We start from the raw sequence: 24,326 nt of genomic DNA, 5'->3' as shown, positions 1-24,326 counted from the left end.
TGCCAGAAATACCTCGGGGGTCTGGGGGCAGCGCCCCCAGCTGTCACCGCTTGCGCGAGCGCAGGAACCCGGTGATGTCATAAGCCTTCTCGAGGATCGGCTGGGCAATCGCATCGGCCTTGTCGGCCCCTTCACCCAGGATCCGGTCAATCTCGGCCTTGTCATTCATCAGCCGCGCCATTTCCGCCGAGATCGGCGCAAGCTTCTCGACCGCCAGATCCGCCAGCGCAGGTTTGAACCTGCCCCAACCCGCACCGGCATATTCGGTGATGACGGCCTCTGCCGACAGGCCCGACAGACCGGCGTAGATATCCACAAGGTTCTTCGCCTCGGGGCGGTCCTTCAACCCGTCCAGCGTTTCCGGAAGCGGCTCGGGATCGGTCTTGGCCTTCTTGAATTTCTTCGCGATCGTGTCCGCATCATCGGTCATATTGATGCGTTCCATGTCGCTTTCACCCGATTTCGACATCTTCCTCGACCCGTCGCGCAGGTTCATCACCCGCGTCGCCGGCCCGTCGATGATCGGTTCGGGCGAGGGGAAAAACTCGCCCGCCTTGAAGTCATGGTTGAACTTTTGCGCAATGTCGCGGGTCAGTTCCACATGCTGCTTCTGATCCTCGCCCACCGGCACATGGGTGGCGTGATACAGCAGAATGTCGGCCGCCATCAGCGACGGGTAGGCATAAAGGCCCAGCGAGACCTTCTCGGCGTTTTTGCCCGCCTTGTCCTTGAACTGGGTCATCCGGTTCATCCAGCCCACGCGCGCCACGCAATTGAACAACCACGCCAGTTCGGCATGCGCCGACACCTGCGATTGGTTAAAGAGGATCGACTGCGCCGGATCAATCCCGGCCGCCAGATAGCCCGCCGCCACTTCGCGTGTCGCATCGGTCAGTTCGCCCGGGTCTTGCCACACGGTGATCGCATGCAGATCCACCACACAATAGATGGTTTCAAACTGCGGCCCCTGCATGTCGACAAAACGTTTGATGGCGCCAAGGTAATTGCCCAGCGTCAGCCCGCCCGAGGGTTTGACCCCCGAAAAAATGCGCGGCGTATGTGTGGTCATGAAGGTTCTCCGTATGGAAGGGTTCTGGATTTTCCGTGTCACCTCGCTTACCCATGCGATAAGGCCTCGTCAAGCAAGGCCCCGGTTTGGCCCCTTCCTTTGGGCGTCAGAGCGGATCAAACAGGCATGAGAACAGAAAGAGCGCGGCAGATGAGCATGAACCCCAACGACACGCGTCCCGACCCGGCGGTCAACCCGCTGCCCCCCGTGGTGATTGCCTTGACCGTCTTTCTGGTCGGCATCGAGATCGTCTTTGCCGCCGGTGCCTCCGGCTTTATTGGTGGCCCAGAGGCGCTGGGTTGGCGCATCACTGCGATCGAAAACTGGGGCTTTCGCGCGCCATTGTTCAGCTGGATGATAGAAAGCGGGCAGTTTCCCCTGACGGATATGGCGCGGTTTGTGACGTATCCCTTCCTGCATCTCAGCTTCATGCACCTCCTGTTTGTGCTGGTCTTCCTGCTGGCACTTGGCAAGATGGTCGGAGAGATCTTCTCAGCCCCAGCTTTCCTAACCATCTTCTTCGGCTCATCCATCGCGGGGGCGCTGGCCTATTGGGCGGTCTGGGACAGCCCGATTGTACTTTATGGCGGCTATCCCGCTGTCTACGGCCTCATCGGTGCCTACACCTTCCTGATCTGGACCAACCTCGCCATGACCGGCGGCAACCAGTTGCAGGCCTTTCGCCTGATCGCCTTCCTGCTTGGTATCCAACTGGTCTTTGGCCTGATCTTTGGCGGCGGCATTGATTGGGTGGCCGAAGTGGCGGGCTTTGTCGCGGGGTTTGGTCTGTCGTTTCTTGTCAGCCCGGGAGGCTGGCAGCGGGTACTGATGCGCCTTCGGCAAAGATAAGGCCGCGCAGCTTCAGGTGTTTGCCTCCGGCGGGGATATTTGGGGACCAAAGATGGCAACAGCTTCGTGCGGCCTCAACCCGCCCGGAGCCATTGAGCCGGAGCCATTGAGCACGGGGGACGCATCCGCGAAACCAGAGCTCAGACAGAAGACGCTGCGTCCGACCTGCTGCCATCTTTGGTCCCTAAATATCCCGGGGTGGGGTCCCGCTCGCAGAGTGGGGCCGAGGGGCAGCGCCCCTTTCCGCCCATGCCAGGTGGTCCCATTAGCCGCTGCGCCGGAACGCAGCCTTCAACTCGTGTGGATAAAACGCGCCAAGGGCACGGCCAATCGCAAAGTAACTCACCATCCCCACAAGGATCAGGATGAGCAGGGCCAGATAGCGCCAGCCGGGGGTCGCCAGCGCGGGGCCCATCAGCAAGACCGCGCCCCACAGCACAGCACCCATGCCGATGGAGGCGAAGGAAATGCGCCAGATGCGGCGGCGGAAGCGGGCGTCAAACCGGGCCACCTCGCCAAAGCGCCGCCCACCGATCAGCAAAAGCGCGGCCATGAACCAGCCCGCCACCGTGGTGGCAATCGCCGGTGCGATCCAGCCCAGCACCGGGGCCAGCCCGATCGCAAGCGCCGCATTCACCGCCATCGACCAAAGCGCGTAGCGAAACGGCGTGCGCGTGTCTTCGCGCGCGTAAAACAGCGGTTGCAGGAATTTCTGCAGCACAAACGAGGGCAGGCCCAACCCGTAAATCGCCACCGCCATGGCAATCGCCGCACTGTCATCTGCTCCGGTCTGCCCGCGTTCGAACAACACCGACACAAGCGGCAAGGGCATCACGATCAGCGCCACAGCTGCGGGGATGGTCAGGGCGAGCGAGATCTCTCCGGCGCGTGAAAAGGCGTTGCGCGCCCCGTCATGGTCCTCGGCCTTCAGGCGCCGTGCGAGGTCGGGAAGCAGGACAATGCCCACGGCGATCCCCACCACACCCAGCGGCAATTGATACAAACGGTCAGCGGCATAAAGCCACCCCACGGCTTTTTCAAAGTTTGACGCCACCTGCTGCCCAACCAAAAGGTTGATCTGCATGACGCCCCCCGACAGGGCGGCGGGGATCGCGATGGTCACCAGCTGTTTCATCTCGGGCGTCCAGCGGGGGCGGCCGGGCACAAGTGACACGCCTGCACGATGCGCCGCGACCCAGACGATGCCCAACTGTACCACGCCCGCCAAGGGCACCATCCAGACCACCCAGGTGATCACGTCGCCGCCCAGGGTGCTGCCGGCGAGCATCGCGGCGATCACCAGAATGTTCAGAAACACCGGCGCGGCCGCTGCGGCGGCAAAATGACCGGTCGCATTCAGCACGCCAGAGGCAAGGGCCGCGAGCGAAATGAACAGGATGTAGGGAAACATGATCCGGCCATATCCCACGGTCAGATCAAAGCTCTCGGTGCCAGCGAAACCACCCGCCGTGGCCCAGACCAGCGCGGGCATGAACACAAGGGCCAGCCCGGTCAGGATCATCAGCACGAAGGCCAGGCCGCTCATCGCTTCGCGGGCAAAGCCCTGCGGATCTTCGCCCGCCTCGTAGCGTTTTGAAAACATCGGCACAAAGGCCGCGTTGAACGCGCCCTCGGCAAAGAAGCGGCGGAACATGTTGGGCAGGCGGAAGGCGGCGACAAACGCGTCCATCACTGGGCCGGGGCCAATAAAAGCGAGCAGGAACACCTCGCGCACCAGCCCCAGTACGCGGCTCATCAGTGTCCAGAACCCCACGGTCAGGACACCCGAAATCAGGCGGATGGGTTTCATACCTGCGCTCTTTCCGCAGCTTTCTCAATTGCTTTGCGCAACCGGTTCTCCAGGGTCCGTTGCTTATGTTCCGAGTAGAACTTCAATCCGAACATGTCCTTGACATAAAAGCTGTCGACCACCTGTTCGCCATAGGTCGCAATCACGGCGCTTGCGATATAGACATTGCTGTCGGCCAGGGTGCGGGTCAGGTCATACAACAGACCGGGCCGGTCGCGTGTGTCGACCTCGATGATTGTATAAATTTCCGACCCGTCATTGTCGAAGGTGATGGTGGTCGGCACCTTGAAGGCGCGTTCGCGTTTCTTGATTGTGGTGCGGTCGGCGATGGCCTCGCCCGCCACCAATTCGCCCGCAAGAGTTTTATCGATCATCCTGGTCAGACGATCCCGCTTGCCGGCGTCGTAAGGGTTGCCATCGGCATCCTGCACCCAGAAACACGCTGTGGCATAGCCGTCTTTCGACGTATAGGTGCGCGCATCCACAATATTGGCGCCCCCCAGCGTGATGGCCCCGGCCAAGCGCGAGAAGATCCCCGGATGATCCGCAAGCACGATATAGACGCGGGTCACGTCACGCTCTTCATCAGTGTACAGGCGGATCCGGATCTCGTTGTCTTTGATATCGCGCAGCATATGGGCAAAGACCTTGTGCGCGGTGACATGCAGGCCCTGCCAATAGCTGTCGTAATGGCGCGCGGTTTCGGCGCGCAGCTCTTTTTTGCTCCAGTCCGCCAGCTCTTGTCGCAAGGCGCGCTTGGCCTCGGCACCGCGGTTTTCGCGGTTCAGATCCTCCATGCCGTTTTCAAGGGCGCGGCGGGTCTGGTTGTACAGCGTGCGGATCAGCGTGGCTTTCCAGTTGTTCCAGCAATCCGGCCCGACCCCGCGAATGTCACAGACCGTCAGCACGGTCAGAAGGTCCAACCGGCGGACCGAGCGCACCGCCTTGGCAAAATCACGTACCGTGCGCGGGTCGGCAATATCGCGTTTCTGCGCCATATCCGACATCAGAAGGTGGTAGCGCACCAGCCATTCAACCGTTTCACATTCCTTCGGCGTCAGCCCCAGCCGAGGGGCCACCTTGCGGGCGATCTGCGCGCCCAGAACCGAATGGTCCTGCGGACGCCCCTTGCCGATATCATGCAACAGCATCGCCACCATCAGGGTCTTGCGATTGACCCCTTTGTCGATGATTTCCGAACTGATCGGCAGCTCGTCCTCCAGCTCGTGCCGTTCGATCTGCGCAAAGTTCGAGATCACCTGGATCGTGTGTTCGTCGACCGTATAGGAGTGATACATGTTGAACTGCATCATCGCCACAATCGGTTCAAATTCGGGAAGAAAGGCGGCCAGCACGCCCAGCTCGTTCATCCGGCGCAGCGCGCGTTCGGGGTTGCCGTGCTTCAGCAAAAGATCAAGAAAGATCCGAACCGCTTCTTTGTCGCGGCGCATGTCGTCGTCGATCAGGTGAAGGTTGGCCGACACAAGGCGCATCGCATCCGGGTGGATCAACATGCCGGTGCGCAGCCCCTCTTCGAACAGGCGCAACAGATTGAGCTTGTCAGACAGAAAGCTGATCGGCTTTGCCACATCCAGCCGCCCCTGGTTGACGAGGAACCCAGGTTTGACCTTTTTGCGCCGCTTCAAAAGGCGCATCAGGGCGGGTGCTTTTTTCAGGTGCTGGGCTTCCAGCGCGGTCAGGAAAATGCGGGTCAGTTCGCCCACCTGGGTGGCGTGACGGAAATAGGTCTGCATGAAATGTTCGACCCCCCGCCGCCCGTCTTTGTCTTTGAACCCAAGCCGGTCGGCGATTTCCACCTGCAGATCAAAAGTGATCTGTTCGGTGGGGCGGTTTGTCAGCAAATGCAGCTGGCAGCGGGTGGCCCAGAGAAATTCATCCGCTTTTCGGAACGTGTCATATTCCTCTTCCGTGAAAACGCCCAAACCAACCAGGTCGGACACGTCCTTCACCCGGTGTTGGTACTTGGCGACCCAATACAGCGTCTGCAGGTCACGAAGCCCCCCTTTGCCCTCTTTGACATTCGGTTCCACCACATAGCGTTGTCCGCCCTGTTTCTTGTGGCGGGCATCGCGTTCGGCCAACTTGGCCTCGATAAACTCAGGAAGGGTGCCCTGGAAAAGGTCGCTCCACAGGCGATCGGTCAACTCCGCCGCCAGATCGGCGTCCCCCCCAATGGCGCGTTGTTCCAGCAGGGCAGTGCGGATGGTGAAATCTTCGCGCCCAAGGCGCAGGCAGTCATCGATTGTGCGCGAGGAATGGCCGACTTTCAGGCGCAGGTCCCACAGCATGTAAAGCATGCTTTCGATCACGCTTTCTGCCCATGCGGTGATCTTGTAGGGAGTCAGGAACAGAAGATCGACATCAGATTGCGGTGCCATTTCACCGCGCCCGTACCCTCCGACGGCGCAAACTGCGATCCGTTCGGACGAGGTTGGGGTGTTCAGTGGATGAAGCACCTCGGTGGCCACGCGAAACACCGTGCGCACAACTCCATCTGTCAGGAACGCATAAGAGGCCGTGGCAGGGTAGGCCGAAAAGGGTGTTTCGACCAAAGCGTCGGCAATGGCCTTTCGCCCGGATTTCATCGCTGTGCGCAAGGCGGCGACGGTCACCCTGCGCCGCCCTGCTGCATCTTTCGCCTCATCAAGCTCCAGTGACAAAGCCGCCCACACGCCTGCCGCATCAAAGATGTCAGCAGGGGGGCAGATCAACTCGTCGGCCTGAGCATATGGAAATGCGGCGGGCAGGGGGGCCGGATCAGAATCCGGCACCGGAGAAGCTTCTCGGAGCGGGGTCAATGACCACAACCTGGTTGTTTTGGATTTGTGCCACCGCAAGGCCGCGCTCATTGGTGCCATTTCCGCGCAGGCGGAAGATGCCGTTCACACCGGCGAAACCCTGCGCCTGAGTCAACGCTGTGGTGGTCAGGGCGTTGGCCTTGCCCGATTTGGCAAGGGCACCGATGGCGGCAATCCCGTCATAGGCAAGGCCTGCGATCGGGTGCGGCGGGGCACCATAACGGGCTTGATACCGGCTGCGGAATTGCCCGGTCAGGGCCGGATCGGGAATGGCGAACCAACCGCCCTGCAGGCCGGGCAGATTGACCGCATTGGCGGGAATATCCCAGCGTTGCAGGCCGATCAGCTGAACCGACCCTGGCGAAACGCCATTTTCCGGCAAAAGCGCCGCCAGGAAGGGCAGGGCGCCCGAGGTGCCAGAGGTCAGGAACAAAGATTGCGCCCCAGAGCTTTTCACCTGACGGCTCATTTCAGGGATCGCATTCACGATACCATTTTGCGACAGTTCAAAGCTGCTGACCCCAGCCAAAGTGGCGCCGCTGCTTGCAATGGCCCGTTGGATGGCCTTGCTGCCATCGGTCTCTGCCCCGTCATTGCCGTGGGCCACCATGATGCGGCCTTTGCCCTGGCGTTTGGCAAAGCTGACCAGTCGACGGGCCGTGTTGTCAAACGTGTTGCCCAGCACAAAGACATTCCCCCCCGCAATGGACGGGTTGTTCGAGAAGCTCAGCACGTTCACATTGCGGTTGGCCACAGCCAAACCCGCTGCATTGGCGTTCTTCGCAAAAACCGGTCCCAGCAGGATCTTGGCCCCATCCTGGACCGCCTGCACAGCCACCTGTGCCGACCGGCTGGGATCCCCGGCCGTGTTGTAGACACGCAGGTCGATCTTGACACCCGAAAGTTCCGACATTGCCAAACGCGCTGCGTTTTCCAGTGATGTTGCCAAAAGCGAGTCGGTGGCCGACCCGGACCCCCCCGGCACCAGCAGCGCCACCGGCACCGGTTTCGACGGGTTGATCTTCTGGCCGCCCCCGCCGGTCGGTTGAACATTACAGGCGGTCAAAAAAACAAGCGAAGCAATTGAAATCGCGGCCCCGGCTGACTTGCGGGCGCGCTGGAAAACAGCGAACATAAAACATCCTCTCCCGGATACAATGAGGGCGGCCTGTGCCGCCCCTTGCAGACAAAGCCATAATAATCACCTCGTAGAATAGGTCCAGTGTGAAACCCGAAAACTCTCTCCGTGACGTAAAGCTGGAACCTGGTTTGTACTTGGTCGCCACTCCCATCGGAAATGCCCGCGATATTACGCTGCGCGCCCTTGATATATTGGCGTCCGCCGATGTGATCGCCGCCGAGGATACGCGCACGGCGCGCAAGCTCATGGATATCCACGGCATTCCGGTGGGCGGGCGGAAATTGATCCCCTATCATGATCACTCCGGTCAGAACGGGCGGGACGGGATCCGCAAACTGATATCCGAGGGGCAATCTGTGGCATATGTGAGCGAAGCCGGTACGCCACTTGTTGCCGACCCCGGATATGCCCTTGCCCGCGATGTGGCCGAAGATGGCGGGACCGTAACCGCCGCCCCTGGGGCGTCTGCCGTGTTGTCGGCCCTCAGCCTATCCTCCCTGCCCTCGGACCGGTTCCTGTTTGCCGGGTTCCCCCCTGCGGCCAAGGGGGCGCGCAAAACATGGCTGACCGAGGTGTTGGCAATTGAGGCCACCATCGTTCTCTATGAAAGCCCGAAACGGATTAACCGGCTGTTAAGCGAACTCTGTTCTCTTAAAGCCGAAACCCGTCCGGCTGCCATCTGTCGAGAGCTGACAAAACGCTATGAAGAGGTGATCCGGGGCAGTGTCCTCGACCTGTCTGATGCGTTGAGCGAGCGACAGTTGAAAGGCGAGGTTGTGTTGGTCATTGGCTATGAAGTGCAAGCGGTTGGGGAAGACACGATGGAAGACGCTTTGAAAAAAGCAATGACAGACATGTCGAAAAAAGATGCGGTGGCATTTGTCGCCGAAGCTTTGGGCCTGCCGCGCCGCAAGGTCTATCAGGCTGCCCTGGATCTGGAGAACGGGTGATGTCCGGTAAAACCTCTTATTTGGCCGGTCTCGCAGCCGAAGACAGCGTCGAGGCGGAGTATGTGCGAAATGGACATGATATTGCCGCACGTCGCTGGCGCGGTCGTGGTGGCGAAATCGATATTGTCGCCAAAGATGGCGAGGGGTTTATTTTCATCGAAGTGAAAAAGGCCAGGGACTTTGCACGCGCTGCAGAGCGGATCACCCGCCGTCAGATGCACCGTATTTTCGGCGCAGCCAGTGAATTTGCGGCGAAACAGCCCAAAGGACTTCTGACCCCGATGCGATTCGATGTGGCCCTGGTCAATCAGGCCGGGGAACGCAAAATCATCGAAAATGCGTTTGCCCATTGCTGATCGTGCAACTGAGATCCGCTTGCGCAACTTCGGTGAGTGACAAGGATTGAACTTCCGAAGGCGCTGCTCCATGTAGAGACAAATACATGAGGAGCCCGCGTATGTCTTTGAAAGTCGCCCTTCAGATGGACCCGATTGATCGGGTGGACATCAACGCCGACAGCACCTTTCGCATCGCCTTTGAGGCGCAAGAGCGCGGGCATGAGCTGTTTTTCTACACGCCAGATCATCTGAGTTTCCGCGAGGGCCAGGTTATGGCTCGTGGACATCGGATCACTTTGCGCCGCGAAGTTGGAAACCATGTCACCATGGGCCCCGTTGAAGATATCGATCTGGCGGATTGGGATGTGGTCTGGCTGCGTCAGGATCCGCCTTTCGACATGGGGTATATCACCTCAACCCATCTGCTTGACATGATCCATCCTGAGACCCTTGTGGTGAATGACCCTTTCTGGGTGCGCAACTATCCGGAAAAGCTGTTGGTGTTGCAGTTCCCCGACCTCACCCCCCCCACCATGATCGCCCGTGATTTCGATACACTCAAATCCTTTAAGGACACCCATGGGGATATCATTCTGAAACCGCTTTACGGCAATGGCGGCGCGGGGGTGTTTCGTCTGGATGAAGGCGACCGAAATCTTGCTTCGTTGCACGAACTGTTTGTCGGCATCAATCGCGAGCCGCTGATTGCCCAGAAATTCCTCCCGGATGTCTCCAACGGCGACAAGCGCATCATTTTGGTCGACGGCGAGCCGGTCGGGGCCATCAACCGCGTGCCCGCTGCGGGTGAAACCAGGTCAAATATGCATGTGGGCGGACGTCCGGAAAAGATCGGCCTGACCGCGCGCGACCGTGAAATCTGTGCCGCCATCGGGCCGCTTTTGCGCGAAAAAGGCCAGATCTTTGTGGGCATCGATGTGATTGGCGACTACCTGACCGAGATCAACGTGACCTCTCCCACCGGCATTCAAGAGCTGGAGCGGTTTGACGGCACCAACACCGCGGACCTGATCTGGAAAGCCATCGAAGCCAGGATTGGCTGACCCATGGCCAGCGGGCGCCTGATCTGGCTGAACCGTGCGCTGCGCCTTGGGGCCAAGCCCCTCCTGCGCAGTGCCGGGCATCCGGTGCGTGTGCGTTGGCCGTTTGAGGTCGGAACGCAGTTGCTGTTCCGACCACCGCCGCAGACCAACACGCGAATCGGCCAGTTGGGGAATATCCCCTGTCTTTGGGTCACCAACCGGGCCGCGACCCATCCGCCACACCCGGGCCATGTGCTGTTGTTCCTGCACGGAGGTGGTTATGTTGCCGGGTCTCCCAAAGCCTACACACATCTGCTGGCCCGGCTTGCCCGGTTGACCCAGATGACGGTGTGCGCGCCGGACTATCGCAAAGCGCCGGAACACCCCTTTCCAGCCGCGTTTGACGACACGCTCGCTGCTTTTCATGCTCTGCTGGACCAGGGATATGAACCTGGGCAGATCGTGATCGGGGGGGACAGTGCCGGGGGTGGCCTGGCGCTTGCCCTTTTGGCGCATCTTAACCGGAAAGGCGTCTTGCCGAACTCCGTGTTTGCCTTCTCACCTTTCGTGGACGCGACATTTTCCGGGGCCTCGATCCGTGACAATGCCCAGATCGATCCAGTGTTGCCATCAGAGCGGAAAGAGCAGATGGGGCGCTGGATTTTAAACGGCGGGGATCCGAAAGATCCCAGAATATCGCCGCTATTTGCGCCGTTCAAATCGCCGTTGCCGCCCGTGTTTCTGCAGGTGTCCGAGACTGAAATCCTTCGTGACGACACGCTGCGTATGGCAGGCAATCTGAGGGCGGCAGGGGCTGATGTGACGGTGGATCTTTGGCCCGATCCCCCTCATGTCTGGGTGTTTTTCGCCCGTCTTCTGCCCGAAGCAAAAGAGGCCCTGCAACGGGTGGCGGCATTTGTCCGGGGGAATGTCGAGCGTTAGGATGTTGCCGCGATATTGAGCCGGTAGCTGGCGGCCTCTGCGACATGTTCGCGCCGCACCTGATCAGATCCCGCCAGATCGGCAATGGTGCGGGCAACACGCAAGATCCGGTGATAGCCGCGCGCAGACAGGCCAAACCGGTCGGCGGCCTTGACCAGAAGATCGCGCCCGGCATCATCCGGTGTCGCCACTTTGGTCAGCAGATCGCCCTCGATATCGGCATTCACACGGACATGTTTGATCCCGTCATAGCGGTCGGCCTGTCGTTCTCGGGCCTGCATCACACGGGCCGCGACCTCGGCCGATCCTTCGCCGTCGGGGGGCAGATCGAGATCACGCATCTCCACGCGGGGCACGTCGACCCGCAGGTCAAACCGATCCAAAAGCGGGCCGGACAGGCGGCCCAGATAGGTGTCTCCGCAGCCGGGTGCCTTGGGGCACGCCATGTTTGCATCGCCCAAATGACCGCATTTGCAGGGGTTCGCGGCGGCGATCAGCAGGAATTTACAGGGGTAGGAAATATGGGCATTGGCGCGCGCGACCATCACCTCTCCGGTCTCGATCGGCTGGCGCAGGGTCTCAAGCGTCTGGCGGTTGAACTCGGGCAGTTCATCAAGAAATAGAACCCCGTTATGGGCCAGGCTCACCTCGCCCGGACCAGCGCCGCGTCCGCCGCCGACAATCGCCGCCATCGACGCGGTGTGATGGGGTTCACGAAACGGGCGGGTGCGAGATATGCCGCCGTTTTCCAAAACACCCGCAAGCGAATGCACCATCGAAGTTTCCAGCGCCTCGGTCGGGGACAGAGGTGGCAGGATCGTGGGCAGGCGGGCGGCGATCATCGATTTGCCTGACCCCGGACTGCCCACCATCAGCATGTGATGTCGCCCGGCGGCGGCAATTTCCAACGCGCGTTTGGCCCGCGCTTGTCCCCGCACATCGCGCAGGTCTTTGCCGTGCTCGGGTCCTGCAACCGTGCCGGGGTCTGCCGGGGGCAGGGGGGATTGGCCGGTGAAGTGTTGGATCACCGAGGCGAGCGTCGCGGGGGCCAGCACCCGCGCGGCGGCGACCCATGCCGCCTCTGGCCCACAGGCGCGGGGGCAAATCAACGCGCGGTCTTCGTCGGCCGCGGCCATGGCTGCGGGGAGCGCGCCGATCACCGGCAACAGCCCGCCATCGAGCGAAAGCTCCCCCAGTGAGATCGTCCCGGCCACTTCGTCTTTCGGCAATATGTCAATCGCGGCCAGCAGGGCCAGCGCAATGGGCAGGTCGAAATGCGACCCGATCTTGGGCAGGTCCGCGGGCGAGAGGTTGATGGTGACTTTCTGGGCAGGTAGCGCGATGGACAGGGCGGCAAGGGCGGCGCGCACCCGTTCCTTGGCCTCGGAAACCGCTTTGTCAGGCAGGCCGACGATGGAAAAGCCGGGCAGACCGGGGGTCAGCGCGCATTGCACCTCGACCGGGCGGGCGCGGATGCCTTCGAAGGCGACGGTATAGGCGTGGGCGACCATTGTGTTTCCAACCCTGTGACGGTTGGAGATACGCTATCGTAATCTTGGTGAAGAAAAGGTTAACGGGCGTGAAGGAATGGGTGAAGATGGCGATCGGGTGACAAAATGAACTGACAAAAGAGGCGCTGCCTCTCTTGGTCCCGGCCGGGGCCAGGACCAATTCACTCCGGGATATTTCAGGACCAAAGATGGGCTGTGCCGGTTATCCGCGCGCGACCATTTGCATAAAGGCGGGCCAGGCGTCCGGGTCGTTCACCGTCTTGTCGCGGCAGGTCGGGTTGCAAAAGCCCCAGATCTTGCCATCCATCTCTAGGAAATCTGTGACCGGATCGCCGGAATAGGGGCAAGTGTCGTTGATCGAGGGGCCGTCGCAGGCGCGGGCCGGGTGCGGTGTGGGGCCGGGCCAGACCGCCAGCGGGCGGCCGTCGATATAAGGCAATGGATCATAGGTTTTGGTCAGGCCAAGGGCGCGCCAGCGGCGGAAGGCGAGGTCATTCAGGTGCAGATCGACATAAGCCTGCGCGTCTTGTCCCACCGACAAACCAAAGCCCGCAATCCGTGCAGCAACCGGGGCAAAGAAGACATCGGCCAGCGAGTACTCTCCGAACAGCCAAGGCCCCTCGGCGCCATGGCGGTCGCGGGCCAGCGACCAGAGATCTTCCAGCCGCGCAAGGTCGGCGTTCACGGCGTCAGAGGCGGTGAAATCTGCGACCACCCCCAACAGTTGCATTGGGCAATCGCCCCGTAGGGCGGTGAAACCGGAGTGCATTTCGGCCACCAACCAGCGGGCCAGCGCGCGGGCGGTGGGGGTTTTGGGCCACAGCCCGGCGGACGGGTGGCGTTCATGCAAGGTTTCCGCCATGGCGAGCGTATCGCCCACCACGGTCCCATCCGGGCAGCGCATGGCGGGCACAAAGCGGGCCGGGGCCAGATCTGCCAAATCTTCTTTCAATGTGCCGGAATAAAGCCCCACCCGCGTGGTGTTCACGGGAAGGTTGAATTTCTCAAACATCAGCCAGCCGCGCAGGGACCAGCTGGAAAAGGTGCGATCACCGATGAAAAGGTCATAAGTCATACGGACAGGGTAACGCGCTGGTGCCATTGGGCAAATGGTAATCTGTGAAGCCCCCCATCAGGGCAGGTGATTGATCACCCCAATGGACCAGGCTTTGCCATCCCAATCGGCGCGGGTCACCGATAGGTTGTCGATCCTGTGGCCCAGTGCCTGATAGGGCGTTATCTGTCCGGCCATGGCGATCTGGGTCAGGATCACGCCGAAATGGGCGACCGCAATGATGTGGCGATGCTGACCGTTGAGCGCGCTCACCACGCCGCCCACACGCGCGGCCAGTTGGTTCCAGCTTTCGCCATCGGGGGCTTTCACATCCCCCGGCTCTTCCCAGAAACGGCGGGCATGGTCCGGGTCGCGGGCGGACATGTCGGACCAGTGCATTCCGTCCCACTGGCCGAAATCAAACTCGCGCAGGTCCGGGTGATGGGGCAGGCGCAGGCGGTCTTTCTGAATGGCGGATGCGGTGTCGACGGACCGGATCAGGTCGGACGAGATCACCGCGGCGTCTTGCGGCAGGTGGTTTGACAGACGCGCAAGGGTGGCGGTGTCGGACAGATCGGCAGGCAGGTCGCGCCAGCCCACCATGTTTTTCGCGTGTGTCGGCCCGTGGCGCACCCACCACCAGCTGGTCACGCTCATGTCAGACCGTCTGGCAATCTGCCCTTCAGGGCGAGCGGCAGGCCCGCCATCACGGTGACCACCAGATCGGCGCGGCTTGCGAGGCGCTGGTTCAGCTCGCCCTGGGCCTGACGGAAGTGCCGGGCCAGACGGTTTTCCGGCACGATGCCCGCGCCGACCTCGTTTGACACGACCACTACGGGGGCCGCGCAGGCGGTGAAGGCGTCAAAAAGGGCGGTTTCTTCTTGGGCAAGATCCGCGTCGGCAAAGATCTGGTTCGACAGCCACATGGTGGCGCAGTCAAACAGCACCACCTCGTCGGCGCGTGCCTTCGCCAGGGCCGGGGCCACGTCCCCGGGGGCCTCAATCGTGCGCCAGCCGGCCCCGCGCCGGTCTTGGTGCAGGGCAATCTTGCGCGCCATCTCGGCATCAAACGCCTGCGCGGTGGCGATATAGAGCATCGGGCGTGCGGTGGCCGCGACAAGATGCTCCGCATAGTGTGACTTGCCCGAGGCGGCGCCACCCAATACCAACGTGAGAGGGGGGAGTGTGATCGACATGCCCCCAAATAGCATTCGTCACCGCAGGGTGCCAGCAAAACAGGGCGCCAGCAACGATGCGATGATTTTGATGCGGAAAGGTGCCAGGAATGAGGCCGCGTATGAGAGTTTTGAGCTATGTTGTCCCCTGCGCTTTGGCGTTGTTGCCCGGTCTGGCCTTGGCGGATGAGTTACCGATGCCAAAGGGGCTGGGCAGCGCGGATGTGGTGATCTTGGGTGAAGTACATGACAACCCGGACCATCACACCCGGCAAGAGGCATATGTTCGCGCCGTGGCCCCCTCGGCCATTGTCGCCGAGATGTTGACGCCGGATCAGGCGGCAGAGCTTGCCAAGGATCCCGAGGGATACCGTGCGACATGGGATGCGTCGGGCTGGCCGGATTACGAGATGTATCTGCCGGTGTTCACCGCCGTGGATGTGCCGATCTATGGCGCTGCCGTGCCGCGCGATGTGGCGCGGATGGTTTACGCGGAGGGTGTTGAAGCGCATTTTGACGGGGACGCGATGGCCTATGGGCTGGCAGACCCTTTGCCCAGCGAGGAACAAGACGTCCGGCTGGATCTGCAGTTCGCGGCCCATTGCGAGGCGATGCCGCGCGACGCCCTGGGCGGCATGATCGAGATCCAACGCCTGCGCGATGCCACGCTGGCCAAGGCCGCTCTCGACGCCTTTGACGCAACCGGCGGGCCGGTTGTGGTGATCACCGGCAATGGGCACGCGCGCAAGGATTGGGGGGTGCCCCGCTATCTGGCCCGTGTCCGCCCCGATCTGACCGTGTTCAGTATCGGACAGGGCGAAGATGGCGGCACGCCAGACGGTGGGTTTGACCTTGTGATTGATGCCCCTGCGGTCGACCGGCCTGACCCGTGTCTGGAGTTCGGCAAGACCTCGGATTGAGCGCTTGCCATTGAACCTGCGGGCGCAACCGCCTATCACTTTCGCAACATCCATGAAGAATGGATAGGGTAACGAAAGGTGCGCCATGCTTGCGGGCAAACATATCCTCCTGATCATCGGGGGCGGCATCGCTGCCTTCAAATCGCTCGATCTGATCCGCCGCCTGCGCGAACGCGGGGCGGAGGTGACGCCAGTGATCACGAAGGCGGGGCAGGAATTTGTGACGCCTTTGTCGGCCTCGGGATTGTCGGCGCGCAAGGTCTATACCGAGCTGTTTGACCTCACCGATGAGGCCGAAATGGGCCATATCGAACTGAGCCGTGCCGCCGATCTGGTGGTGGTGGCCCCGGCCACGGCGGACCTGTTGGGCAAGATGGCCGGGGGGCTCGCGAATGACCTCGCGTCGACGCTTTTGATGGCGACCGACAAGCGTGTGCTTGTGGCGCCTGCGATGAATGTCCGGATGTGGGAGCACCCCGCCTGCCAGCGCAATGTGGCGATGCTCAAAGACGATGGCGTGTTGTTTGTTGGTCCAAACGACGGCCCGATGGCTTGTGGCGAATATGGGCCGGGGCGCATGTCGGAACCGTTGGAGATTGTTGCGGCCATTGAGGCGGCGCTTATGGATGGGCCGCTGAAGGGCAAACATGTGCTGGTCACATCCGGGCCCACGCACGAACCGATTGATCCAGTGCGCTACATCGCGAACCGGTCGTCCGGCGCGCAGGGGACGGCGATTGCCAAGGCGCTGGCCGCGTTGGGGGCTGAGGTGACCTTTGTGACCGGCCCCGCTGACGTGCCGCCCCCCGCAGGCGTGCGCGTGGTGAAGGTGCAATCGGCGCGCGAGATGCTGGAGGCCACCGAGGCCGCACTGCCCGCAGACGCCGCCGTCTTCGCCGCCGCCGTGGCCGATTGGCGCGTGGCCTCGGCCAGCGACAGCAAGATCAAGAAAGACGGCAAAGGATCGCTCCCCGTGCTGGAATTTGCGGAAAACCCCGATATCCTGAAAACCGTCAGCCAGATGGGCAAGGGTCGCCCCGATCTGGTGGTGGGATTTGCTGCCGAAACCGATGATGTGATCGCCAATGCCACCGCGAAACGCAAACGCAAGGGGTGTGACTGGATCGTCGCCAATGATGTCAGCCCGGACACCGGGATCATGGGCGGCGCGGAAAACGCGGTCACTCTGATTTCCGACGGGGGTGCCGAGGACTGGCCGCGCATGGGCAAGGACGAGGTCGCACGGGCCTTGGCGCTGCGGATTGCGGATGCGTTGGGGCAGTAGATTTCTTGCCTTTGGCGAAGGTATTTTCAGCAAGAAAAAGAGGGCGCGCGGATGAACCAGCCGGTGATCAAACTGCTTTGGGAGGACTGGGCCGACCGGGGTGTTGCGCTTCCGTCTTACGAAACCGCGGGGGCGGCAGGGGCGGATGTCCGCGCGAACCTCAAACCCGAGGATCGGGCAGGCGGGCGGGTGCTGGCCCCGATGGCGCGGGCGATTGTCCCAACCGGGATCCGGGTGGAAATCCCGGAGGGGTATGAGATGCAGCTGCGGCCGCGTTCAGGCCTTGCGATCAAACACGGAATTTCCCTGCCCAACACGCCCGGCACGATTGACTGTGATTATCGCGGGCCGCTGGGTGTGATCTTGATCAATTACGGCGACGCGCCGTTTGTGATAGGCCACGGTGATCGCATTGCGCAGGCGGTGATCGCCCCGGTTCTGCAGGCGCGTTATGCGGTGGTTGACGCCTTGTCGGACACGCGGCGGGGAACGGGTGGATTTGGCTCGACCGGCCGAGATTGATCCGTAGAACATGAGGATGACATGAGCTGGGTTCTATTCTGTGCGGCACTGATTTGGCTGGGCGGCGCCTATGTCAGGCTGTCTGTTGCGCGGCGTTGGGTGATGACCGCGCTGTTGGCCACGGTGGTTCTGTTGACCCATCTGGTTTTGCCCGCGGACAACACGCTGGTTGCTGCTTTGGGCGGATCTTTCACGAGCTGGGCGGTGGGCTTTGGGGTCGTGGCGCTGGCGGGGCTTTACGGCGGGGCCGTGCGCTGGATCAAATCGCGCGCGCCCGAGGCCCCTAAACCCGCGCAGGACGGGCCGTTTTCCGACACGGAACTGGACCGATATGCGCGCCACATTGTGCTGCGTGAAATTGGGGGGCCGGGGCAGGTGGCCTTGAAGCAGGCGCGCGTGTTGGTGGTTGGGGCCGGTGGGCTTGGCTCGCCCGTTCTGATGTATCTGGCGGCGGCAGGTGTGGGCACGATTGGTGTCATCGACGACGACGTGGTCGACAATTCCAACCTGCAGCGCCAGGTGGTGCATCGGGATGCGGACATCGGCACGCCCAAAGTCTTTTCCGCCGAGAAGTTTATGCGCGCCCAGAACCCGGCAATTGATGTGTTGCCCTTCAACCGCCGTCTGACCGAAGAGATTGCCGAGGATCTGATTGCCGATTTTGATCTTGTGCTGGAAGGATCTGACAATTTCGCCACCCGCTATCTGGTGAACCGGGTCTGCGCAAAGCTGGGCAAGCCGGTGATTGGCGGGGCGCTGTCGCAATGGGAAGGGCAGATCTCGACCTTTGATCCCGCCTCCGGGGCCCCGTGTTACCAATGCATCTTCCCCGAGGCCCCCGCCCCGGGGCTTGCGCCCAACTGTTCCGAGGCCGGCGTGGTTGGCCCGCTGCCCGGCGTGATCGGGGCAATGATGGCGGTTGAGGCAATCAAGGAAATCACCGATGCAGGGCAGGGCCTGCGGGGGCGGATGCTGATTTACGATGCGATGTATGCCGAAACCCGGATGATCCGCATTTCCAAACGCGATGGATGTGAAACCTGTGGCTGACATCACGTTAGACCCCTTGTCCGAGGCGGATGCCCCGGCGCTTTTTGCGTTCGAGGTGCAAAACCGCGCCTGGTTTGAACATTGGGTCGGCCCGCGCCCCGATACCTATTGGGAGCTGTCATCACTGACCCGGATCATCCGTGATCAGGTGGCAGAGGGCGAAGCGATGTTTCTGATCAAGCGACAAGGCGAGATCCTGGGCCGTCTGAACATCACCGGAGAAGGCGATAGCGTGGCGCAGCTGGGGTATCGAGTCGGTGAGGCCTATGTGGGGCAGGGCGTGGCGAGTGCCGCGGTGATCCTTGGATTGGAGCAGGCGCGCAAGCGTGGTCTTTGGGCGCTTGAGGCGCGCGTGCTCGACGACAATCCGGCCTCTATGCACGTGTTGGAGAAATGCGGGTTTCATCCGACGGGCCAAAAGGAAATGGGCGGGCGTGTCTTTTCCTCCTACCGTCGTGATCTCGACTGATGTCCCTATTTGTCGGGCGGAAAATTCCTGGGATTTGAAAGATGTCTGGGGGACAGGTTTCCCTGCAACCACTTGCAACCTGTCGTTCCGAAGGTTGGGCAGAACTCTGCGCGGAGAGGCTGGAGGCCTCTCACAATAACAGCCCTTCTGCCAAAGCCCTTGTCAAACTCAGCCGCTTCGCCATAGGCTCAGCGGGTCCAACTCATTCCAAGTTCCGGGGGATCATATGAAACATCTTGCAACCATCGGTGCCATGGCCATGGCCCTGTTCACATCTGCGGCAACGGCGGCTGACCTGCCGGATCTGGGGGGTAAAACCGTGGTCGTGGTCAGCGAAAACACCTATCCCCCGCTGCAGTTCATTGATCCGAAAACCGGCGACGCCATTGGCTGGGAATATGATGCAATTGCCGAAATTGCCAAACGCATCAACATCACCGTGGACTATGAAAACACCAGCTGGGATGCGATGATCCCGGCCATTTCCGAAGGCCAGTATGACCTGGCGATGAATGGGATCACCATCCGCGAAGACCGGGCCGAGAAGGTCGATTTCTCGGACGCCTATATGCGCTCTGAAATGCTGATGATCGTGCGCGCGGATGAAGAGCGGTTTTCTGACGCGAAGGGGTTTGCCGCCGAAGAGGATTTCCTGATGGCCGCCCAGCCGGGCACCACGCCGTTTTACGTGGGCGTTTATGATGTGCTGGACGGAAACGAGGCCAACCCGCGCATCAAGTTGTTTGAAACCTTTGGGGCAACCGTTCAGGCCCTGCGCGCGAGGGACGTGGATCTTGTGCTGTCTGACAGCACGGCGGCCAACGGGTATGTACAGGCCTCTGAAGGCAAGCTGAAAATCATTGGCGAAGCGCTGGGTGCAGAAGATTTCGGCTTTATCTTTCCCAAAGGATCCGACCTGGTTGCGCCGGTAAATGCCGCGATTGCATCGATGGACGCAGATGGGACTTTGGATGCCTTGAACAAGAAATGGTTCCTCGACTACAAGATCGGCCAGTAAGCAATAACGGGCGGGGGCTTCGGCCCCCGTCTTCTATTAAAGGCGCCAAATCCCGATGATCCCCTCTCCTAAGCAGGATGAAGATTTCCCCTGGTGGTTGGTCTTTGCCATCGGGCTGGCCGGGCTGTTCCTCTATCGCATCATCATTGACGACATCTACCTGCAGGTTCTGCGAACCCTGGGCAAGGGGATCGGCATCACGGTGTTTGTGACCCTTGTGGGCTTCGTCTCGGCGAGCGTCATCGGGCTTTTGCTTGCGGTGGCCAGCATGTCGCGGTTTCAGCTGCTGCGTCAGGTCGCGCGGTTTTATATCGAGATCATCCGCGGCATCCCGATCATTGTCCTGCTTCTTTACGTGGCCTTTGTCTTTGCACCGGCGCTGGTGGCCGCACGCAACTGGGTGGGGGATCTGGTGGGGCTTGATCCCATCCGCACCCGAGAGTTTTCGCTGCTGTGGCGCGCCATTGTCGCCCTGACCATCGGCTATTCCGCCTTTATCGCCGAGGTGTTTCGCGCGGGGCTGCAAGCGGTGGATATCGGCCAGATCGAAGCCGCGAAGGCGCTGGGGCTGAACGGTTGGCACCGCTTTCGCCACATCATCTGGCCGCAGGCCTTTCGCATGATCCTGCCGCCGCTTGGCAATGATTTTGTGGCAATGGTGAAGGACAGTTCGCTGGTGTCGGTGCTGGGGGTTGCGGATATCACCCAGTTGGGCAAGGTCACGGCAGCCGGCAATTTCCGTTATTTCGAGACCTATAATGTGGTGGCCTTTGTCTATCTGATGATGACGGTCAGCCTCTCGCTCGGGCTGCGGCGTCTGGAAAAACGGCTGCGATCCAAGGGGCATGTGGAGCATTAGGGCAAGGGGCGCTTTCGCATAGGCTCAAGCGCGCTGCCGGTGGCCTCGCTTCGCTCGGCTAGGGGCGTTGCCCCTCGCCTCTTCGAGGCTCACCCCAGGATATTTTAAACCAGAAAATTGGGGGGAAGGCTGGACGTTTGGGGCGGTGGTTCATAGCTTTCATGCAAAGGAGATCTGCATGACCAATCCATTGCTCGCAAGCTGGACCACCCCACATGGCCTGCCCCCGTTTGACCTGATCGAAGACGCACATTTCGAACCGGCGTTTGATGCGGCGCTTGCCGAGGCGCGGGCAAATGTGGCGGCGATTGCGGACACGCCAGAGGCACCGACCTTTGCCAATACCATCGAGGCGCTGGAGCGCGCAGAAGAGGCTCTGAATCGGGTTCTGGGGGTGTTTTATTCTGTCGCAGGCGCCGACAGCACGGAAAAACGCGAAGAACTGATGCGGGTTTTTGGACCGCAACTGGCGGCCTTCGGGTCAGAAGTGTCGTCAAACAAAGCGCTGTTTGCGCGGATCGAAGTCCTGTGGGCGCGGCGTGATGACCTTGGGTTGTCGGACGAACAAATGCGGCTGTTGATGCTGACCCGCCGGGAATTTGTCCGGTCCGGCGCGCAGCTGGACGGTGCGGATGCCGACCGCCTGAAAGAGATCATGCAGCGGCTGTCGGTGCTGGGGACGGAGTTCACCCAAAACCTGCTGGCCGCCGAACGGGATTGGTACATGGAACTGGCCGAGGAGGATCTGGAGGGTTTACCGGGCTTTGTCGTGGACGCCGCGCGCGCCGCAGGCCGCGAAAAGGGACTGGATGGTCCGGTCATCACCACCTCACGCTCGTTGATCACACCGTTTCTGGCCTTTTCGCCGCGCCGGGACCTGCGCCAACGCGCCTTTGCGGCGTGGGCCGCGCGGGGCGAGGGGGAAGGCGCGGCGGACAACCGGCCCATTGCGGCTGAAACGCTCGCGCTACGCGAAGAGCGCGCCAAGCTGTTGGGCTATGACAGTTTCGCGGATTTCAAGCTGGAAACCGAAATGGCCGGGTCGCCCAAGGCGGTGCGCGAAATGCTGATGGCGGTCTGGGAACCGGCCCGCGCGGCCGCCCTGGCAGATCAGGAGGTGCTGACCGAGCGGCTGCACGCGGATGGGTATAATGGCGCGCTCGAAGCCTGGGATTGGCATTATTATTCCGAGGCGCGCCGCCGCGAAGAGCACGATCTGGATGAGGCCGAACTGAAACCCTATTTCCAGCTCGAACGGATGATCGAAGCGGCGTTTGACTGCGCCAATCGCCTGTTCAGGCTGGAATTTGCTGAGATCGACGTGCCGCTCTATCACCCCGATGCGCGCGCGTGGGAGGTCACGCGTGGCGGGCGTTTGATGGCGGTGTTCGTGGCGGATTATTTTGCGCGCGGATCGAAGCGGTCGGGCGCCTGGTGCGGGGCGATGCGCAGCCAGCAAAAGCTGGCCGGGGACATTCGCCCCATCGTTACCAATGTCTGCAATTTCGCCAAACCCGCCGACGGCCAGCCCGCCTTGCTCAGCTGGGATGATGCGCGCACGCTCTTTCATGAGTTTGGCCACGCGCTGCATCACATGCTGTCAGATGTGACCTATGAAAGCCTGTCGGGCACCTCTGTCGCGCGCGATTTTGTTGAGCTGCCCAGCCAGCTTTATGAGCATTGGCTGGAGGTGCCCGAAGTGCTTAAAAAATTCGCCACTCACGCGGAAACCGGCGAGGTGATCCCTGCGGATCTGCTGAAACGTCTGCTCGCGGCTAACACCTACAATACCGGGTTCCAGACGGTCGAATACACCGCCTCGGCGCTGGTGGATCTGGACTTCCACGACGGGGGCGCGCCGGCAGACCCGATGGCTGCACAGAACCAAACCCTTGCACGGATCGGCATGCCCGATGCGATCCGGATTCGCCACGCCACCCCGCATTTCGCCCACGTGTTTTCCGGCGACGGCTACAGCTCTGGCTATTACAGCTACATGTGGTCCGAAGTGATGGATGCCGATGCGTTTGATGCGTTCAAAGACGCGGGCAGCGCCTTTGATGCAGAGACCGCGAAGAAGCTGGAACATCACATTCTGTCACGTGGTGGATCGGCAGACGCAAAAGAGCTCTACCTCGCTTTCCGGAGCAAGATGCCCGGCGTCGAGGCGCTACTGAAAGGGCGCGGCCTGGCCTGATCAAAGCGTTTCGCCTCATTGTTGAGACACAATTATGAGGCGAAACGCTCGAAACCTATTGATGTTACAGGCGGTCCGAAATCAACTTGTGATTCAAGTTTATCTCGAAACGCTTTAGGAAGGGGCCCTGCCCCTCTTGTCCCTGCGGGAGCAATTCACCCCGGGATACTGATCGACCAAAGATGCGCAGAAAGTCGCATTCCATCTTTGGTCCAGCAATATCCCCGCCGGAGGCACAGGCTCGAACCGAAGGTTTGAGCCACGCCCAAGCCTGTCAACCGAAGGGAGAAAAGGCGCGGGAGTGTCGGTTACCGGCGATGCGCGCCGCGTGAAGGGTCTTCCGGATGCGGCACCACCCCCACCGGATCTTTGTGCAACATCACATCACTCATCGGATAGGCGCGCAGGATGGCGCGGCGCAGGCTGGCACCAATGGCGTGGGCATCATCCAGCGATTGCGTCCCGTCAAGCTCGATGTGCATGTTCACGAAGATCACCGACCCCGATCGGCGTGTCTTCAGGTCATGAAACCCCTGTACACCCGGATGGCTGCGGGCAATCTCTTCAATGCCACGGATCATCTCGTCTGGTGCGGCCCGGTCCATCAGCCCGTCCCAAGCGGTTTTGAAGATCCGCACGGCGCCCACGGCCAGCAGGATCGCAGCCCCGATCGCCACCACGCTGTCGACCGCCTCCATCGCAAACAGATCCGCCGCCCAAAGCGACAGGATGGCGCCGATATTGGGGATGAGGTCGCCCAGGTAATGCAGGCTATCCGCCTTGACCACGGCTGATCCCGTGCGGGCGGCCACATGGCGCTGCCACAGCACCAGCGCGATGGTCAACCCGATCGAGACCCCCATCACCACCATGCCCTTTTGATGCGACAGGATCGGGGCGGGTTCCCCCGACATCAGCCGCACCACGGCGGCCCAGGCGATGATGCCAGCGGATACGAGGATGAACAGCGACTGGCCAAGGGCGGCCAGATCCTCGGCCGCGGTATGGCCAAAGGTGTGATCCTCATCGGCGGGGCGGGCGGCGTACCAGATTGCGGCCAAAGCCCCCAGAGACACCATCAGATCCATCGCCGAATCTGCCAGCGACGCCGCCACGGACAGCGCATTGGTTTCCCCCAGCGCCCAGAGTTTCAGCGCAACCAGCGTGATCGCGACACTGGCCGAGGCGATACCCGCCGAAAGGTTCATGCGGGTGGAGTGCTGATTTATCGAGTGGGACGGGGTGTCGGGCATAGGTCCGGGCTAGCCTGTTGCGGGGTGGGTTGCAAGCGGGGCGCAGCAAGAAAAG

The 24,326-nt window shown here is 61.4% G+C and carries 22 protein-coding genes; 13 read left to right on the top strand and 9 right to left on the bottom strand.

The features are described 5' to 3' along the window. Positions 1–43 precede the first annotated feature (43 nt). Positions 44–1,069 carry a tryptophan--tRNA ligase gene (trpS, locus tag ACP15V_RS03065; RefSeq protein ID WP_424942208.1) on the bottom strand — a complete coding sequence of 342 codons (1,026 nt, stop codon included), beginning with the start codon at positions 1,067–1,069 and terminating at the stop codon, positions 44–46. Between the two features lie 150 nt (positions 1,070–1,219). Between trpS and ACP15V_RS03060 the strand changes: the two genes are divergently transcribed. After that, positions 1,220–1,918: a rhomboid family intramembrane serine protease gene (locus ACP15V_RS03060; RefSeq protein ID WP_424942207.1), complete on the top strand. Its 699-nt coding sequence runs from the start codon at positions 1,220–1,222 to the stop codon at positions 1,916–1,918. Positions 1,919–2,183: 265 nt separating this feature from the next. Here ACP15V_RS03060 and murJ read toward each other — a convergent pair whose 3' ends face one another. Genes murJ through ACP15V_RS03045 form a run of 3 tightly spaced genes read right to left on the bottom strand, consistent with a single transcriptional unit; the run spans position 2,184 to position 7,682 of the window. After that, entirely contained in the window at positions 2,184–3,728 is a 1,545-nt protein-coding gene (gene murJ, locus ACP15V_RS03055; protein ID WP_424942206.1) for a murein biosynthesis integral membrane protein MurJ, read from the bottom strand. Beyond that, the gene (locus ACP15V_RS03050; RefSeq protein ID WP_424942205.1) at positions 3,725–6,547 is read right to left on the bottom strand and encodes a [protein-PII] uridylyltransferase; all 2,823 of its coding nucleotides are present in this window, start codon (positions 6,545–6,547) and stop codon (positions 3,725–3,727) included. Before ACP15V_RS03050 ends, murJ begins: the two co-directional genes overlap by 4 nt. After that, positions 6,507–7,682, bottom strand: coding sequence for a penicillin-binding protein activator (locus tag ACP15V_RS03045; RefSeq protein ID WP_424942204.1), 1,176 nt, complete (start codon positions 7,680–7,682; stop codon positions 6,507–6,509). Before ACP15V_RS03045 ends, ACP15V_RS03050 begins: the two co-directional genes overlap by 41 nt. Before the next feature lie 140 nt (positions 7,683–7,822). On the opposite strand from ACP15V_RS03045, the gene rsmI reads away from it, so the two are divergent. The 4 genes from rsmI (at position 7,823) to ACP15V_RS03025 (ending at position 10,958) form a co-directional block, all read left to right on the top strand. Beyond that, positions 7,823–8,638, top strand: a complete 816-nt coding sequence (gene rsmI, locus ACP15V_RS03040) for a 16S rRNA (cytidine(1402)-2'-O)-methyltransferase (RefSeq protein WP_424942203.1) — start codon at positions 7,823–7,825, stop codon at positions 8,636–8,638. Further along, complete coding sequence (locus ACP15V_RS03035) at positions 8,638–8,994, top strand: YraN family protein (protein WP_424942202.1); 357 nt, start codon at positions 8,638–8,640, stop codon at positions 8,992–8,994. Before rsmI ends, ACP15V_RS03035 begins: the two co-directional genes overlap by 1 nt. Positions 8,995–9,095: 101 nt before the next feature. Further along, on the top strand, positions 9,096–10,037 hold the full coding sequence (gshB, locus tag ACP15V_RS03030; RefSeq protein WP_424942201.1) for a glutathione synthase: 942 nt from the start codon (positions 9,096–9,098) through the stop codon (positions 10,035–10,037). Positions 10,038–10,040: 3 nt separating this feature from the next. Continuing rightward, positions 10,041–10,958, top strand: a complete 918-nt coding sequence (locus ACP15V_RS03025) for an alpha/beta hydrolase (RefSeq protein WP_424942200.1) — start codon at positions 10,041–10,043, stop codon at positions 10,956–10,958. Here the strand turns inward: ACP15V_RS03025 and ACP15V_RS03020 are convergent. The 4 genes from ACP15V_RS03020 to cobU all read right to left on the bottom strand — a co-directional run bounded on the left by ACP15V_RS03020 (position 10,955) and on the right by cobU (position 14,719). Next, positions 10,955–12,469 carry a YifB family Mg chelatase-like AAA ATPase gene (locus ACP15V_RS03020; RefSeq protein WP_424942199.1) on the bottom strand — a complete coding sequence of 505 codons (1,515 nt, stop codon included), beginning with the start codon at positions 12,467–12,469 and terminating at the stop codon, positions 10,955–10,957. The two genes, ACP15V_RS03025 and ACP15V_RS03020, sit on opposite strands and share 4 nt — an antisense overlap. 202 nt (positions 12,470–12,671) lie before the next feature. Beyond that, positions 12,672–13,544, bottom strand: a complete 873-nt coding sequence (locus ACP15V_RS03015) for a glutathione S-transferase (protein ID WP_424942198.1) — start codon at positions 13,542–13,544, stop codon at positions 12,672–12,674. 57 nt (positions 13,545–13,601) lie between these two features. After that, positions 13,602–14,180 carry a histidine phosphatase family protein gene (locus ACP15V_RS03010; RefSeq protein ID WP_424942197.1) on the bottom strand — a complete coding sequence of 193 codons (579 nt, stop codon included), beginning with the start codon at positions 14,178–14,180 and terminating at the stop codon, positions 13,602–13,604. Next, positions 14,177–14,719, bottom strand: a complete 543-nt coding sequence (cobU, locus tag ACP15V_RS03005; RefSeq protein ID WP_424942196.1) for a bifunctional adenosylcobinamide kinase/adenosylcobinamide-phosphate guanylyltransferase — start codon at positions 14,717–14,719, stop codon at positions 14,177–14,179. The genes ACP15V_RS03010 and cobU overlap by 4 nt, the downstream gene beginning before the upstream one ends. Before the next feature lie 101 nt (positions 14,720–14,820). Here cobU and ACP15V_RS03000 point away from each other — a divergent pair, with 101 nt between their 5' ends. From ACP15V_RS03000 to ACP15V_RS02965, 8 genes are all read left to right on the top strand, one after another. Then, positions 14,821–15,618: a ChaN family lipoprotein gene (locus tag ACP15V_RS03000; RefSeq protein WP_424942195.1), complete on the top strand. Its 798-nt coding sequence runs from the start codon at positions 14,821–14,823 to the stop codon at positions 15,616–15,618. Between the two features lie 85 nt (positions 15,619–15,703). After that, positions 15,704–16,903: a bifunctional phosphopantothenoylcysteine decarboxylase/phosphopantothenate--cysteine ligase CoaBC gene (gene coaBC / locus ACP15V_RS02995; protein ID WP_424942194.1), complete on the top strand. Its 1,200-nt coding sequence runs from the start codon at positions 15,704–15,706 to the stop codon at positions 16,901–16,903. A gap of 51 nt (positions 16,904–16,954) precedes the next feature. Then, entirely contained in the window at positions 16,955–17,425 is a 471-nt protein-coding gene (gene dut / locus ACP15V_RS02990) for a dUTP diphosphatase (protein ID WP_424942193.1), read from the top strand. A gap of 21 nt (positions 17,426–17,446) precedes the next feature. Beyond that, positions 17,447–18,475 carry a molybdopterin-synthase adenylyltransferase MoeB gene (moeB, locus tag ACP15V_RS02985; protein WP_424942192.1) on the top strand — a complete coding sequence of 343 codons (1,029 nt, stop codon included), beginning with the start codon at positions 17,447–17,449 and terminating at the stop codon, positions 18,473–18,475. After that, positions 18,453–18,944, top strand: coding sequence for a GNAT family N-acetyltransferase (locus ACP15V_RS02980; protein WP_424942191.1), 492 nt, complete (start codon positions 18,453–18,455; stop codon positions 18,942–18,944). The genes moeB and ACP15V_RS02980 overlap by 23 nt, the downstream gene beginning before the upstream one ends. A 226-nt stretch (positions 18,945–19,170) precedes the next feature. Beyond that, the gene (locus ACP15V_RS02975; protein WP_424942190.1) at positions 19,171–19,962 is read left to right on the top strand and encodes a transporter substrate-binding domain-containing protein; all 792 of its coding nucleotides are present in this window, start codon (positions 19,171–19,173) and stop codon (positions 19,960–19,962) included. A 55-nt stretch (positions 19,963–20,017) separates the two neighbouring features. Continuing rightward, complete coding sequence (locus ACP15V_RS02970; RefSeq protein ID WP_424942189.1) at positions 20,018–20,821, top strand: amino acid ABC transporter permease; 804 nt, start codon at positions 20,018–20,020, stop codon at positions 20,819–20,821. 178 nt (positions 20,822–20,999) lie between these two features. After that, the gene (locus ACP15V_RS02965; protein WP_424942188.1) at positions 21,000–23,018 is read left to right on the top strand and encodes a M3 family metallopeptidase; all 2,019 of its coding nucleotides are present in this window, start codon (positions 21,000–21,002) and stop codon (positions 23,016–23,018) included. 308 nt (positions 23,019–23,326) lie between these two features. Here the strand turns inward: ACP15V_RS02965 and ACP15V_RS02960 are convergent, their stop codons facing one another. Beyond that, positions 23,327–24,271 (bottom strand): cation diffusion facilitator family transporter, encoded by a 945-nt coding sequence (locus tag ACP15V_RS02960; protein WP_424942187.1) that lies wholly within the window; start codon positions 24,269–24,271, stop codon positions 23,327–23,329. Between the last annotated feature and the right edge of the window lie 55 nt (positions 24,272–24,326).

This window comes from Aliiroseovarius crassostreae (assembly GCF_049803815.1).
Lineage (GTDB): Bacteria > Pseudomonadota > Alphaproteobacteria > Rhodobacterales > Rhodobacteraceae > Aliiroseovarius > Aliiroseovarius crassostreae_A.
The sequence above is the reverse complement of the archived record's forward strand: the minus strand, read 5'-3'. Positions and strand labels throughout refer to the sequence as shown.